The 14,583-nt window shown below is 68.3% G+C and carries 14 protein-coding genes; 1 reads left to right on the top strand and 13 read right to left on the bottom strand.

The genetic code is table 11. The features are described 5' to 3' along the window. Positions 1 to 27: 27 nt before the first annotated feature. The 12 genes from G4H71_RS13705 to dnaK form a co-directional block, all read right to left on the bottom strand. The gene (locus G4H71_RS13705; protein WP_072739445.1) at positions 28 to 750 is read right to left on the bottom strand and encodes an ABC transporter ATP-binding protein; all 723 of its coding nucleotides are present in this window, start codon (positions 748 to 750) and stop codon (positions 28 to 30) included. Beyond that, entirely contained in the window at positions 747 to 2,567 is a 1,821-nt protein-coding gene (locus G4H71_RS13700) for a branched-chain amino acid ABC transporter ATP-binding protein/permease (RefSeq protein ID WP_072739447.1), read from the bottom strand. The genes G4H71_RS13705 and G4H71_RS13700 overlap by 4 nt, the downstream gene beginning before the upstream one ends. 2 nt (positions 2,568 to 2,569) lie before the next feature. Next, positions 2,570 to 3,427: a branched-chain amino acid ABC transporter permease gene (locus G4H71_RS13695; RefSeq protein ID WP_072739449.1), complete on the bottom strand. Its 858-nt coding sequence runs from the start codon at positions 3,425 to 3,427 to the stop codon at positions 2,570 to 2,572. After that, positions 3,424 to 4,641 carry an ABC transporter substrate-binding protein gene (locus tag G4H71_RS13690; protein WP_371842812.1) on the bottom strand — a complete coding sequence of 406 codons (1,218 nt, stop codon included), beginning with the start codon at positions 4,639 to 4,641 and terminating at the stop codon, positions 3,424 to 3,426. The genes G4H71_RS13695 and G4H71_RS13690 overlap by 4 nt, the downstream gene beginning before the upstream one ends. Positions 4,642 to 4,741: 100 nt before the next feature. Then, positions 4,742 to 6,355 (bottom strand): flavin-containing monooxygenase, encoded by a 1,614-nt coding sequence (locus G4H71_RS13685; RefSeq protein ID WP_072739452.1) that lies wholly within the window; start codon positions 6,353 to 6,355, stop codon positions 4,742 to 4,744. Positions 6,356 to 6,384: 29 nt separating this feature from the next. Then, positions 6,385 to 7,239: a metal ABC transporter permease gene (locus tag G4H71_RS13680; protein WP_072739528.1), complete on the bottom strand. Its 855-nt coding sequence runs from the start codon at positions 7,237 to 7,239 to the stop codon at positions 6,385 to 6,387. A gap of 56 nt (positions 7,240 to 7,295) precedes the next feature. Then, a complete protein-coding gene (locus tag G4H71_RS13675) occupies positions 7,296 to 8,081 on the bottom strand; it encodes a metal ABC transporter ATP-binding protein (RefSeq protein ID WP_072739530.1) in 786 nt (261 codons plus the stop codon). An 11-nt stretch (positions 8,082 to 8,092) separates the two neighbouring features. Continuing rightward, positions 8,093 to 9,022, bottom strand: a complete 930-nt coding sequence (locus G4H71_RS13670) for a metal ABC transporter substrate-binding protein (protein ID WP_072739453.1) — start codon at positions 9,020 to 9,022, stop codon at positions 8,093 to 8,095. 110 nt (positions 9,023 to 9,132) lie between these two features. Further along, complete coding sequence (locus G4H71_RS13665) at positions 9,133 to 9,525, bottom strand: heat shock protein transcriptional repressor HspR (protein WP_072739532.1); 393 nt, start codon at positions 9,523 to 9,525, stop codon at positions 9,133 to 9,135. Continuing rightward, entirely contained in the window at positions 9,525 to 10,697 is a 1,173-nt protein-coding gene (dnaJ, locus tag G4H71_RS13660; RefSeq protein WP_072739455.1) for a molecular chaperone DnaJ, read from the bottom strand. The genes G4H71_RS13665 and dnaJ overlap by 1 nt, the downstream gene beginning before the upstream one ends. Before the next feature lie 22 nt (positions 10,698 to 10,719). After that, the gene (grpE, locus tag G4H71_RS13655) at positions 10,720 to 11,400 is read right to left on the bottom strand and encodes a nucleotide exchange factor GrpE (RefSeq protein ID WP_072739457.1); all 681 of its coding nucleotides are present in this window, start codon (positions 11,398 to 11,400) and stop codon (positions 10,720 to 10,722) included. Next, positions 11,397 to 13,259, bottom strand: coding sequence for a molecular chaperone DnaK (gene dnaK, locus G4H71_RS13650; protein ID WP_072739458.1), 1,863 nt, complete (start codon positions 13,257 to 13,259; stop codon positions 11,397 to 11,399). Before dnaK ends, grpE begins: the two co-directional genes overlap by 4 nt. Before the next feature lie 274 nt (positions 13,260 to 13,533). On the opposite strand from dnaK, the gene G4H71_RS13645 reads away from it, so the two are divergent. Then, on the top strand, positions 13,534 to 14,130 hold the full coding sequence (locus tag G4H71_RS13645) for a nucleotidyltransferase family protein (protein WP_072739460.1): 597 nt from the start codon (positions 13,534 to 13,536) through the stop codon (positions 14,128 to 14,130). 16 nt (positions 14,131 to 14,146) lie between these two features. On the opposite strand, the gene G4H71_RS13640 is transcribed toward G4H71_RS13645, so the two are convergent. Beyond that, positions 14,147 to 14,404 (bottom strand): hypothetical protein, encoded by a 258-nt coding sequence (locus G4H71_RS13640; RefSeq protein WP_072739461.1) that lies wholly within the window; start codon positions 14,402 to 14,404, stop codon positions 14,147 to 14,149. Positions 14,405 to 14,583 lie beyond the last annotated feature (179 nt).

The raw sequence follows: 14,583 nt of genomic DNA, 5'->3' as shown, positions 1-14,583 counted from the left end.
CGTCCGGTCCCGGGATCGAGGACGGCCTCAGTCGACCCGGCCGAAGTACGCGTCTCGCAGAACGGCGAGGTCGTCGATCTCGTCGGCCGGCGAGTCCATGACGACCTTCCCGATGTCGAGCACGGTGACGTGGTCGGCCACGCTCATCGCCGCCTCGACCGCCTGCTCGACGAGGAGCACCGCGAGGCCGGATTCCTTGAGGAGTTGCACGCGCTCCATCACCTCGGCCACGACGACCGGCGCCAGTCCGCCGGACGGCTCGTCGAGAAGGAGCAGCGACGGCTCGGCCATCAGCGCGGATCCGATGGCCAGCATCTGTTGCTGCCCACCGGAGAGTGACCCCGCGGGCATCGCGCGCTTGTCGGCGAGTATGGGGAACATCGCATACACGGGATCGAGGGCCGCCCGGAGCGCGGAGCGCCCACCCTTCCGGACGTACCCACCGAGCAGGAGGTTCTGCTCGACGGTCTGCCGCTGGAAGACGCGTTTGCCCTCCTGGACATAGGCGATCCCCCGCCGTACCCGTTGGTGCGGCGGGACACCGGCCAGATCCTCCCCGCCGAAGCGCACCGAACCCTGCATCACCCGGTTGAGGCCGGCGACCGCGCGCAAGGTGCTGGTCTTCCCGGCACCGTTGCGACCCAGCAGCGCGGTCACCCGCCCCGGGTGCACGTCGAAGGACACATCCCACACCACCCGCAGGTCCCCGTATCCGGACTGCAGGTTCCGCACCTCGAGCACGGCGTTCATCCGTTCACCTCGTCCAGTAGCGCATCCTCGTCGCCTGCCTCGACCCCGAGGTACTCACGGAGCACCCGCGGATGCCGCTGCACCTGCTCGGGCGGACCGGACGCGATCACTTTCCCCTGGGCCAGCACCACGATCTCGTCGGCGAGATCGAGGACGAGACGGAAGTTGTGTTCCACGAGCACCACGGTCGCGCCCGCGCTCCGCAGCCTCCGGATCACGTCACCGAGCCGCTCGATCTCGTCCTCGTCGAGGCCGGAGGCCACCTCGTCGAACAGCAGCATCCGGGGAGCAGCGACCACCGAGCGGGCCACCTCGAGCATGCGTCGCATCCCCAACGGGAGCGAGGTGGCGATCTCGTTGCGCAGGTGCGCCATCCCCACCAGCTCGAGTGCCCGTTCCGCTTCCACGACGTCGGCATGCGCGACCTTGCGGAACCGCGGAAGACGCAGCACCGCGGAGGCCATCGACGCCCGGTCCATCGAGTACCGGCCGGCGGCAACCGCTTCCAGCACCGTCACGTGCTCCGGGATGTTCGGGGTCTGGAACGTGCGCGTCACGCCCGCCCTCGCGACCCGCCCGGACGTCATCTTCTGAAGTTCCGTGTCGCCGAGCACCACTCGGCCGGCGTCGCAGCGGTAGAAGCCGCTGATCATGTTCAGCAGCGTCGTCTTTCCGGACCCGTTCGGTCCGATCAGCGCGGTCACCGAACCCGGCTCGGCGCGCAGGTCGACGCCGTCGAGCGCCTGATTGCCGCCGAACGCCTTGCGGACTCCCTCGACCACCAGCGGCGCACCGTCGACCCGAGGGACGTCGACTTCGCCGGTATCCGTCCGTGCCGGTGGAGCGGACCCGAGCCCGGCGGCGCGGTCCAGACGTCGCCCTCCGGCGCGGAACAGGCGCGTCAGTCCGCCCCCGAGCAGTACACCTCCGGCGATGAGGAACCCGCCGTACACCAACAGCGCGTACTCCTGGAAAGCGGTGGACTGGTTGGGGCCGAACTGCATCACCGCGGCACCGATCAGTGCGCCGTAGACGCTTGCCGCGCCGCCGAGGATGCAGGCAGCGAGTACCGCTGTCGCGAACGTGAACCCGAAGGCCTCCGGCGAGATGAACAGGTCCGTGTTGGCGAACAGGGCACCCGCCAATCCCGCCGGGAACGCGCCGATCGCGTATCCGGACAGCTTCATCCGGAACACCGAGACGCCCTGGGACGAGGCCAGTACGGGCGATTGTTTGAGCGTGCGGAACGCGATGCCGTGGCGCGAGGTGACCAGGTTCCGCATCACCGCGAACCAGCCGATCACGACCACCACGACGAGGTAGTAGAAGCCGTCGGTCTCGAGTTCGACACCGAACAGCGTGGGAGGCGCCATGCCGGTGAGCCCGTTGCGTCCGCCCGTGTTGCCGCCGAACACTGCGAGCACGTCCGGAACCAGCAGGACCAGGAAGAACGAGGTCATCGCGAGCGACCAGCTCCCCAGCCTCAGTCCCGGTATGCCGGTGACGATTCCGACGAGCAGCGCGACCGCTCCTGCCGCGGCGAGCTGGACCAGGATGTCCGTGTGCCCGGCCTGGGACAGCAGACCCGCGGTGTAGGCGCCGGCCGCGTACATCGCGGCCTGGCCGAGCGCGAGTTCACCCGCGTAGCCGAGGCTGAGATTGAGCCCGCTCACCACGAGCGCGAGGATGCACGCCAGCTGGATCTGGCGGGTCGTCGCCATGTCGGCCCCGAGAACCGGGAGGATCAGCACGACCAGACCCGCCGCCAGCGGGAAGATCCAGCCGGGCACCGCACGGAGCGCGCGCCATACCTGCATCGTCACACCACCCGTTCTCGAACCGCACCGAAGAGCCCGGCCGGTTTGACCATCAGAATCACGATGAGAACCACGAAGACGGCGATGTTGCTGTACTGGGCACCGAACTCGAGCGCCGTGAACGACTCGACGAGCCCGACGGTGAGCCCGCCGACGAGCGCGCCCGGTAGTGATCCGAAGCCGCCGATCGCCAGGGCCACGAAGCCCTTGATGGCCAGTGCCGCACCGAGCGTCGCGACCGCGAACGTCTTGGGACCCACGAACAGTCCGGCCGCGCCCGCCAGTGCGCCCGACGCCGCGAAAGCCCCGAGCGCCAGCCGCCGCACGTTCACTCCGCGGAGCATCGCGGCCTCGCGGTCCTCCGAGATGCCCATCAGGGCGAGCCCGGTCATCGTGTTGCGAGTGAAGTACCCCAACGCGATCACCAGGCCGACGGCGAGCGCCAGCAGCGCGATCTCCACCGGGTAGGTCCGGCCGCCGAGCACCGTGATCGGGTCCTGCGATCCGAAGAAGGGAACGCTGAGAGGTTCGGTACCCCAGATCAACTGGGTGGCGCCGTTGAGCAGTGTCGCCACCCCCAGTGTGGTGACCAGCTGGCTCTGGTGATCCGCGACCGGCCGCACCGCGACGATCTCCTCGATCGCCGCGAGCGCCGTCACCGCCAGGACGGCCATCACGAACACCACCACGGCGGGAAGTCGCAGCGTCACCAGCCCGGTGTAGGCGACGAACGTGCCGACCATCATCAGCTGGGCCTGCGCGAAGTTGAAGGTGTGCGAGGAGACGAAGACGATGTTGTAGCCGATCGCGACGAGCGCGTAGACCGCACCGAGCGCGAGCCCGGTCCAGACGATCGTCATGACGCGGCCGGGTTCCCGAACTGACCGTCGACGAGGGCGGTGGGCGCGATGAACCGCAGGGCGTCCGCGTCCGGGGCCGGACCGTGCGAATCCGCACTGAAATGGTAGCGGGGCAGGAAGGCCGTCTTCGCGGCCTCGAGCACCTCGGGAGTCTCCAGGGCCTGCGCCAGCTTCTCGGCATCCGTCGTGGTACCCGCTGCCTCCGCGGCGGCGGCCACCAGGGGGAACGCGTCGTAGTTGTCGGCCAGGATCAGCGGTGAGGTGATCGTTCCCAGCGAGGCCATCGTCTCGACCATGGTGTTCACCGCCTCGTCCTCGGGGTCGTACACGGTGCTCGCGAAGACCTGCACGACGAGGTTCGCCACCTCGGGCGTTCCCAGTACCCCGTTCGGCGGTGCGTGGGCGACCAGGGCGGTACCCGCCACCGACGTGTTGCCGATCAGGGGCACGTCCCAGTCGAGGCGCTGCAGCGACTGCAGCAGGTAGCCGAGCGGGGCGCCGTAGGCATCGACCGCGAGAGCCTCGGCACCGGCATTCTTCAACGACTGCAATTGCGGCGTCATGTCCAGGGACGCGACGTCGTACTCCTCGTTGCGCGCCAGTCGCAGTCCCGCATCGTCGACGGCACGCTCCATCTCACGGCCGAACTCCTCACCGTAGGCCGTACTTCCGTGGATCACGCCGACGGTCGAGTACCCCTGCTCCCGCATGTGTTCGACGATGCCGTCGGCGTTGTCTCCCGCACCGGGAGCGAGATCGAAGTTCAGGGGAAACTTCGACGGATCGGTGGAGTCCTGCGTCGGGGCGATGTTGAACGACAGGATGTCGTTCTGGTTCAGGATGGGCAGCACCGCGGCACCGACCGACGAGGGTCCCGAGTTGAGGAACAGATCCGGCGCGTTGCCCGACGAGATCGCGTTGCGCAGTTCCGTCACCGCCTTGGTCGCGTCACCGCCGTCGTCGACGACGGTCAGCTCGATCTGCCGCCCGCCGATTCCGCCCACCTCGTTCTGCACCTGGGCGCCTGCCTGTGCGGCGAGCACCGACGTCTGGGCGTTGGCGGCGAGGGCGCCCTGCGCACTCAGCCCTCCGGTGACGAGCACCCGGAACGGGCCGTCTCCGTCCGAACCGGAGCTGTCGCTGCCCCCGCAGGCCGAGAGGGCGAGGGCCGAAACCGCCACGGCGGCAGCGAGAGAACGCGTACGTGTCGTCAACATCGAATCTCCTGAATGAGCGGGCGAAATCCCGACGCTAGGTAGGTGATACAGGTCACGTCGACCGGATGTCCCGGTGACCGGGAGGTGCCGCGGTCGCTCACCGTGCGGTGAGGGTGAACCCCTTGTATCCCGCTTCCGCGACGTCGGTACAGATCCGCCCGTAGTTGCCGAATCCGCCGAGATAGAGCATGAACACGCGCGGCTTCCCCGGGATATTGGCGCCCATGTACCACGAGTTCGCGGTGGGGAAGAGCGTCTTGCTCGCCCGCTCCGCACACTCGGCGAGCCAGTCCTCCACCGCTTCCACGGTGGGCTCGATCGTGGCATAGCCGTGCTCGTCCAGGTGACGGATGCAGTCCGCGATCCAGTCGACGTGCTGCTCCGCACCGAGGATCATGTTCGCCAGCACGCTCGGACTGCCGGCCCCGGTCACCAGGAAGAGGTTCGGGAACCCGTCCACACCGAGACCGAGGTAGGTTCGCGGTCCGGCAGACCAGGACTCGCGCAGCAACCGGCCGTCCCGGCCACGGATGTCGATCCGGTCCAGCGAACCGGTCAGCGCGTCGAATCCGGTCGCGAAGACGATGGCGTCGAGGTCGTAGTGCCGGGCGGAGGTCGCGATCCCCGTGGGATCGATCCGCTCGATCGGGGTGGACCGCAGGTCGACGAGGGTGACGTTGTCGCGGTTGTAGGTCTGGAAGTAGTCGGAATCGGTGACGATCCGCTTCGTCCCGATCGGGTGGTCCTTGGGGATCAACAGCTCGGCGACCTCCGGGTCGTCGACGAGCTCACGGATCTTCTCCTCCGCGAACTGCCGCGCCGTCTCGTTCGCGGCGAGATCACTGGTCTGGTCCGGAAACGTCTTCGCGAACAGCACACCGCCGAGCCGCCACCGCTCCTCGTATGCGGCGCGGCGCTCCTCCTCGGACACCTCGAGCGCACCCACGGGCCGCGGAGAGAACGGCGAACCGCCGCCACTGAGCCTGGACAGTCGGCGCCGCTCCGCGTAGTTCGCCTTCTGCTGCCGCCTCGTCTGCTCGTCGAGCGGCTGGTTCCCCGCCGGGACACTGTAGTTCGCGGTCCGCTGGAACACGTACAGCTGCTCGGCCTGTTGCGCGATCAGTGGAATCGACTGGATACCGGACGATCCCGTGCCGATCACGCCGACCCGTTTGCCGGTGAAGTCCACCCCCTCGTGCGGCCAGTGCGCCGTGTGGAAGGTCTCCCCCGCGAACTCGTCGCGGCCGGCGATGTCCGGAGTGTTCGCGGCCGACAGGCTACCGGTCGCGAACACACAGAACCGCGCCCGCACGACGTCCCCGCGGTCCGTACGGACCGTCCAGGTGTCGGTGCCCGCGTCGAAGTCGGCGGACACCACCCGGGTGTCGAACAGGTACTCGCGGGCCAGGTCGAATCGCTCCGCCACGTGCTCGATGTACCGCAGAATTTCCGGCTGCGTCGCGTACTTCTCGGACCAGTCCCAGTCCTGTTGCAGTTCTTCGGAGAACGAGTACGAATAGTCGACGCTCTCGACGTCGCAGCGCGCGCCCGGATACCGGTTGAAGTACCACGTCCCACCCACGCCGGACCCGGCCTCGATTCCGCGCACGGTCAGCCCGTCCCGGCGCAGCCGGTGGATCGCGTACAGGCCGGCGATCCCGGCCCCCACGACAACGGCGTCGACCTGCTCTTCGTGTGCGTTTCGCTCCATGACGGCGACGCTAGGTCGCCGACCTCACCTCAGGAAACGGGTTCTCCCGGTGGATGGACCGCCCGCCGGCGCGCTGCCCTGCGCCGGGAGGACGCGACGGCCTTGCCGAACACACCCTGCTGTGGCGCGAACAGGTAGGCGAGAGCGAAGGCGATGCCCTGGGCGAGCACGATGGTCGCGCCGGGGGCGGTGTCGAAGAAGTAGCTCAGGTAGATGCCGAGCACCGCGCAGATCGCCGAGATCGCCGGCGCGAGCAGCAGCATTCGCCCGAACCGGTCGGTGAGCAGATAGGCCGTCGCGCCCGGGATGATGAGCATCGCGACGACCAGCACGACACCCACCGTCTGCAGTGCCACCACCGCGGTGGCCGCGAGCAGACCCAGCAGCAGTGCGCCGAGCACCCGGGGCCGCAACCCGATCGCGTGGGCGTGCGTGGCGTCGAACGCGTACAACGTGAAGTCCCGACGTTTGAGCACGAGCACCAGCAGGATCACCGCGGACAGAACCACGACCTGGATCAGATCCGAGGTACCGACCCCGAGCACGTTGCCGAAGATGATGTGGTTGAGATCGGTCTGGCTCGGTGTCACCGAGATGAGGACGAGGCCGAGTGCGAACAGGGTCGTGAAGACTATGCCGATGGCGGCGTCCTCCTTGATCCTGCTCGTGTCCCGCACGGCACCGATGAGCGCGACCGCGAGGAATCCGAAGATCATCGCGCCGATCGCGAACGGGGCTCCGAAGATGTAGGCCAGCACGACACCGGGGAGCACGGCGTGCGAGACGGCGTCGCCCATCAGCGACCAGCCGATCAGCACCAGCCAACAGCTGAGCACCGCACACACCACCGCGGTGACGACGGCGACGAGCAACGCGCGCACCATGAATCCGTACTGCAGCGGCTCGAGGAGGGATTCGAGCAGTGTTCCCGGCAACTCGGTCACGCGCCCTTCCGGTCCATCACGTCCAGTCCGAACGCGAGCGCGAGGTTCTCCGGGCGCAGCACCACGTCCGGGGTGTCGTGCAGGATCACGCTGCGGTTCAACAGGATCGCCTCGTCGGCCAGCGCGGGCAGCGCATGCAGGTCGTGCGTGGAGACCAGGACGCTCACCCCTTCTGCCGTGAGAGAGCGCAACAGGGCCACGATGGTGGCCTCGGACCGCTTGTCCACGCCGGCGAACGGCTCGTCGAGGAGCAGGATCCGCGCCTGCTGGGCGATGGCCCGCGCCACGAAGGCCCGCTTCTTCTGGCCACCCGAGAGCCGGCCGATCTGACGTTCCGCGTATTCGGTGAGTTCGACCCGCTCCAAGGCGCGATCCACGGCTTCCCGGTCGGCACGGCGAGGCCGGCGAGTGAAACCCATGTGCCCGTAGCGGCCCGTCATCGCGACGTCGCGCACCGACACCGGGAAGTTCCAGTCGACGTCCTCGTGCTGCGGTACGTACCCGATGGTTCCGGACCGGCGCGCCGCGGCGGACGAACCGCCCAGCACCCGCACCGTTCCGTGGTCCGGCGTCACCATGCCCATGATCGTCTTGAACAGCGTGGACTTCCCGGACCCGTTCATTCCGACGAGACCGACGATCCGGCCCTCCGGAACCCGCACCGACACCCGGTCGAGGGCGAGGACGTCGCCGTAGTGCACGGTGACGTCCTCGACCGCGACGGCGTCGCCGGTGTGGCGGTCGGCCGCGGCGCCCCCGACCGCGACGCGGTCGGCCCCGATGTCCCGAGTGGTCACTGCCGGCCTCCCGTGAGCGCGTCGATGACGGTGCGGCTGTCGTGCCGGATGAGGTCCAGGTAGGTAGGGACCGGACCGTCGGCCTCGGACAGCGAGTCCACGTAGAGCACGCCACCGAATCGCGCACCCGTCGCCGACACCACCTGCTGCATCGGGGCGTCCGACACCGTCGACTCGCAGAAGACCGCGGGCACCTCGTTGGCGCGGACGAAATCGATGACCCCGGCGACCTGTTGGGGTGTCGCCTGCTGCTCGGCGTTGACCGCCCAGATGTACTTCTCGGTCAGTCCCGCGTCGCGAGCCAGGTACGAGAAGGCACCTTCGCAGGTGACCAGCGCCCGCTCGTTGGCGGGGAGCACGGCGAGCGACGACACCAGTTCGTTCTGAACGGTCTGCAACTCCGCCGAATAGGCGCGGCCCCGCTCGGCGTAGGTGTCGGCGTTGTCGGGATCGAGTTCCGCGAACGCCCGGGCCATGTTGGCGACGTAGATCTCGACGTTCAGCGGTGACATCCAGGCATGGGGATTGGGCATGCCACGGTAGGCGTCTTCCGCGATGTCGATGGGCTCCACCCCGTCGCTGACGACGACGTGCGGAACGTCCAGGTCCGCGACGAACCGGGAGAACCAGGCTTCCAGGTTCATACCGTTGTCGAGAATCAGGTCGGCCTGCGAGGCGCGCCGGATGTCGCCGGGGGTGGGCTCGTAGCCGTGGATCTCGGCACCGGGCTTGGTGATCGATTCGACGCGCAGATCGTCACCGGCGACGTTGCTCGCGATGTCCGCGAGCACGGTGAACGTGGTGAGCACCACCGGACGATCGTCGTCGGCGTCGGCGAGGGCAGAACAGGACGTCAGGCTCGCCACGAGCGCCGCCCCGAGGACCGTCACCCAAAGTTTCGGTGACCCGAACTTCCTGATTTGCATCTACGAATAATAACTCACGGGACCCTTCACAACGGTCCCACCCGTCCCCCGACGCGCTCGGGGTCGTTCGGGGGCGCTCGCGAGTGCTCGGTGGGGGCCGACGCGCGTGATCAGCGCTGGTTGCGCGGCTTCCACACGACGAGGGCGTTGCTGCGGCTGATCGTCGCGGGCAGACGCTGGTACGCGCGGTGGATCTCCACGATCTCCGCTGCCATCTCGTCCACCCGGCGCTGCAGTTCCTCGACCTGATTGGTCAGCTCGATGATCCGTTTGATGCCGGCGAGGTTGACGCCCTCGTCCTGCGAGAGCCGCTGCACCTCGCGCAACAGCGCAACGTCCCGCGGCGAATACCGCCGGCCGCCGCCCGTCGTCCGATGCGGCGTGACCAGCCCCAGCCGGTCGTAGTTGCGCAGGGTCTGGGCGTGCATCCCGGCGAGTTCGGCCGCCACCGAGATCACGAAGATCTGGGCGTCAGGGTCGACGTCGCGGAAATCCTTCTCCATCACGCACCCGCCCACCCGGCCCTCGGATCGAATCCGCTGGCCTTCTCGGCATCGAGATACGTCTTCAGTGCCTCGGTCGCCGGGTCGTCCAACTTCTGCGGGACGGCCACCTTGACCGTGACGAGCAGATCCCCGGCGCCACCGCCGCGCTTGGGCACGCCGCGCCCACGCACCCGCAGTACCCGGCCGTCGGCGGTGCCCGCCGGGATCTTCACCCCGACGCGGCCCTCGAGCGTGGGTACCGACACGGTGGTGCCGAGCACCAGTTCGCCGTAGCCGACCGGGACGACCACGGTGAGATCGTCCCCGGTGCGGCCGAACACCTTGTCCGGGCGGACCCGGACGGTCACGTACAGGTCGCCCGACGGCGCACCGCGCAGACCCGCCTCACCCTGGCCTGCGAGCCGGATCTTCTGGCCGTCGCTGACGCCCGGGGGCACCCGCACGGTGATGGTGCGCGTGCGATTGGTGACGCCGTTGCCGTGGCACACCTCGCACGGCTCGTCGATGATGGAGCCGGTGCCTCGGCACTGGTCGCAGGGCTCGCTGAAACCGAACGCCCCCTGATTGCGATTGACGACCCCGGCTCCGTTGCAGCGGGAGCACACCCGGGGGCTGGTCCCCGGCTTGGCGCCGCTGCCGTGACAGTTGGTGCAGGCTGCCGGGCTGGTGAGCCGCAGGGGCACGGTCACCCCGAGCGTCGCCTCCCGGAAGTCCAGCGTGGTGTCCGTCTCGACATCGCTACCGCGGCGCGGACGGGTCGCCGTGCGGGTACCACCGGTACCGCGGTTGAACAGACCCCCGAAGAGGTCACCGATCCCGCCGTCGGCGCCGCCCTGGGTACCGCCGAACAGGTCACCGAGGTCGAATCCCCCCTGGAATCCGCCGGTGCCACCGCCGTAGCCGCCGCCGACGCCGGGCCCGAACCCACCGCTCGCGAACAGGCGTCTGGCCTCGTCGTATTCCTTGCGCTTGGCCGGATCGGACAGGACCGCGTGGGCCTCGCTGACCGACTTGAATCGCTCCTCGGCGGCGGTGTCCCCCGGATTGGCATCGGGATGCAGGTCCCGGGCCAGCTTGCGGTACGCCCTCTTGATGTCGTCCGCGGACGCGTCGGACGAGACGCCCAGCTCCTTGTAGAAGTCCTTCTCGATCCACTCCCGTTGGCTCACTGGGCGTCTCCTCCTCTCGCTCTTACTTCGTTTCCTCGGTGGCGGACTCGCCACCGGTGTCCGGCCGATCCGTCACGCCCACCATGGCGTGCCGCAACACCCGGTCACCGAACTTGTATCCCTTGCGCATGACCACACCCAGGACGGGGTCGTTGCCCTCGCCCTCGTGCTGGACGGCCTCGTGCAACTCCGGGTCGAAAGCCTCGCCCTCGGCACCGAACTCGCTCAGCCCCAGCCCGGTGAGGGTGGTCCCGAGTTTGTCCGCGATGGCCTTGAGCGGGCCCTCCTCGAGGTCGCCGTGCGCGCGGGCACGATCGAGATCGTCGAGGACGGGAAGCAACGCGGACGCCACGGACGCCTTCGCGCGCTCGGCATCGGCCTGCTTGTCACGTTCGACGCGGCGACGGAAGTTCGTGAAATCCGCCTGCAGCCGCTGCACCGTCTCGGTGAGCTCGGCCACCTGAGCGGACGCCTCGTCCGCGACGATCTCCTGGTCGGCCGCGGCCGCCTCGCCGTCGTCGAGCGCCTCCTCGGTGATGACCTCGGCCTCGTGCACAGCCCCTGTGTCCTCCGAGTCCGCGAGTCGAGAATCCGGGAGCGACTGAGGTTCCCCAGCCGCCTCCCGGACCTCACCGGTGTCGGGGTCGATCTTCCGCTTGTCCACGAAAGTCACCGGCTCGTTCTCGGAGCGATCCGAGGTCACTTCTTCTCCGTATCGGTCGGCTCGTCCACGACCTCGGCGTCGACGACGTCGTCGGCGCCACCGGCATCACCGGCGGCGGCGCCCTCGGGAGCCCCCTCGGCCTGGCCGGACTCGTAGATCGCCTGGCCGAGCGCCTGGGATTCGGTGGCCAGCTTCTCCACCGCGGCCTTGACGGCCGAGATGTCGCTACCGGCGAGCGCGTCGTTGGCCTCCTTGACGGCGGCCTCGACCTTCTCCAGAACGTCCTCGGACACCTTGCCCGCGTTCTCGCCCTCGCGCTGCTCCTTGACGAACTTCTCCGTCTGATGGACGAGGGACTCGGCCTGGTTGCGAACCTCGGCCTCCTCGCGGCGCTGCTTGTCCTCCTCGGCATGCGCCTCGGCGTCCTTGACCATCCGGTCGATCTCCTCCTTGGACAGGCCGGAACCGTCCTGGATCTTGATCGTGTTCTCCTTGCCGGTGCCCTTGTCCTTCGCGGTCACGTGCACGATGCCGTTGGCATCGATGTCGAAGGTGACCTCGATCTGCGGGACGCCACGCGGAGCCGGCGGCAGGTCGGTGAGCTCGAACGAACCGAGCAGCTTGTTGTGCGAGGCGATCTCACGCTCACCCTGGAACACCTGGATCTGCACCGACGGCTGGTTGTCGTCCGCCGTGGTGAAGGTCTCGGACCGCTTGGTCGGGATGGTGGTGTTGCGCTCGATGAGCTTGGTCATCACCCCGCCCTTGGTCTCGATACCCAGCGACAGCGGGGTGACGTCGAGGAGGAGCACGTCCTTGACCTCGCCCTTGAGGACGCCGGCCTGCAGGGCGGCGCCGACGGCGACGACCTCGTCCGGGTTGACGCCCTTGTTGGGCTCGCGGCCACCGGTCAGCTCGCGGACCAGGTCGGACACGGCGGGCATACGGGTGGAGCCACCGACGAGGACGACATGGTCGATGTCCTTGACGGCGATGCCCGCGTCCTTGATGACGGACTGGAACGGCGCCCGGGTGCGGTCGAGGAGATCGGAGGTGATCTTCTGGAACTCGCTCCGCGAGAGCTGCTCGTCGAGGAACAGCGGGTTCTTGTCCGCGTCCACGGTGATGTACGGCAGGTTGATGGACGTCGACTGCGAGCTGGACAGCTCGATCTTCGCCTTCTCCGCGGCCTCACGCAGGCGCTGGAGAGCCATCTTGTCCTTGGTCAGGTCGATGCCGTTCTGGCTCTTGAACTTCTCGACGAGCCAGTCCACGACGCGCTGATCCCAGTCGTCACCACCGAGGTGGTTGTCACCGGAGGTGGCGCGGACCTCGACGACGCCGTCGCCGATCTCGAGCAGCGACACGTCGAAGGTGCCACCACCGAGGTCGAAGACCAGGATGGTCTGCTCGTGGTCGCCCTTGTCGAGCCCGTAGGCGAGGGCGGCCGCAGTGGGCTCGTTGACGATGCGCAGCACGTTGAGGCCGGCGATCTGGCCGGCTTCCTTGGTGGCCTGGCGCTGGGCATCCTCGAAGTAGGCGGGAACGGTGATCACGGCATCGGTGATCTCCTCGCCGAGGTAGGACTCCGCGTCGCGCTTGAGCTTCATCAGCGTGCGCGCGCTGATCTCCTGCGAGGTGTACTTCTTGTCGTCGATCGAGGTGGACCAGTCGGTGCCGATGTGGCGCTTGACCGAACGGATCGTGCGATCGACGTTGGTCACCGCCTGGTTCTTCGCGGGCTGACCGACCAGCACTTCACCGTTCTTGGCGAAGGCGACGATCGACGGGGTCGTGCGCGAGCCCTCGGAGTTGGCGACCACCACGGGCTCGCCGCCCTCGAGCACTGCCACGACCGAGTTGGTGGTACCGAGGTCGATACCGACGGCACGAGCCATAGCCAGTTCCTCACTTTCGTTGTGCAGCTCCGGACCGAATCCGACCGGATTCAGCCCGGAGCTGCGCTGTTGGCGCTTGGTGAGCGCCCTCGGCTCAAGTTTGCACCCCACCCACGGCGGGAGTCAATTCAAGGTTGAGCCGAGTTCACTCAAGGTTGTCGATACGGTCAACGGGCCATGCCGTCGGTTTGTTCCCGGATGGCCACTTGTTCCCGGATTGCCCCCACTTCTTCCCGGATTGCCACAGACGACCGGCCGGGGTGAGGCTGTACCGGTGGATCGCACCCCGGACGTCGAACAGCGAGTGTGCGGCATCGTGCTGGCCGCGGGCGCCGGACGCAGGTTCGGTGCCCCCAAGGCCGGGATCGTGTTCGAGGGTCGCACGCTCGCCGAACGTGCCGCCGCGCTGCTCCTGGGCGGCGGCTGCGACGACGTCGTGGTCGTCACCGGCGCGCTTGCGCAGGGCCTCCGCCTCCATTCCTCGGCGAACCTCCACCTCGTGCACAACCCGCTCTGGAACACCGGCATGGCGTCGTCCCTGCGAGCCGGTCTGGACGCCGCTGCCGAGCGGGGTGCGGATGCCGCGGTGCTGACCCTGGTGGACCTGCCCTGGATCGGACCCGAGGCGGTGCGCCGGGTCATCGCCCGCCACCGCGAGGGAGCGTCCGTGGTCGCCGCCACCTACGACGGCCGACGAGGCCACCCGATCCTGTTCGCACGCAAGCATTTCGCCGATGTCGCCGCGAGCGCGCAGGGAGATTCCGGCGCGCGGCGATTCCTCGCCGCGCACCCGACGGTGGCCGACGTCGACTGCACCGACACCGGGCGGATCGACGACGTCGACGTGCCCGCCGATCTCCCCGGCCCGTGACCCCGCGCCGATCAGATCACGGGCAGGGATCGTCGACCAGGATCTTCACCGACGAATTGCTGGTACCCGAGTAGTCCGGGTCGTCGTCCTCGGTGTCGTTGGTCGTCCCGCCGTAGTACGGGTCGTCGTCCTCGGTGTCGTTCGTCGTCCCGCCGTAATACGGGTCGGGACTCGACGTACACGCTTCGCGGAGTATGTCGCCGCCCTGCGCGACGCCGGCTCCGCCGAGCACGAGGATGGTTGCCGCGCCGATCGCGGTGATTGTGCGAATCATGATGATGCGCTTCCTTCCGATACCGGCGGCGTCTTCTCGGCCGCCGCCGGCCTCCTAGTGGTCGTACCCGGGGTCCACCAGTGCAAACGCTCCACCGGTACAGACAGCGGGATCTGCCAAACCTCTTCGCGAAAAAATGTGGGAGTCCTCGCAGATCGAGGACCGTTGTCGTCCTCAAT

This window comes from Rhodococcus triatomae (genome assembly GCF_014217785.1).
Classification (GTDB): Bacteria; Actinomycetota; Actinomycetes; order Mycobacteriales; family Mycobacteriaceae; genus Rhodococcus_F; species Rhodococcus_F triatomae.
This window is presented reverse-complemented; position numbering and strand designations above follow the sequence as displayed.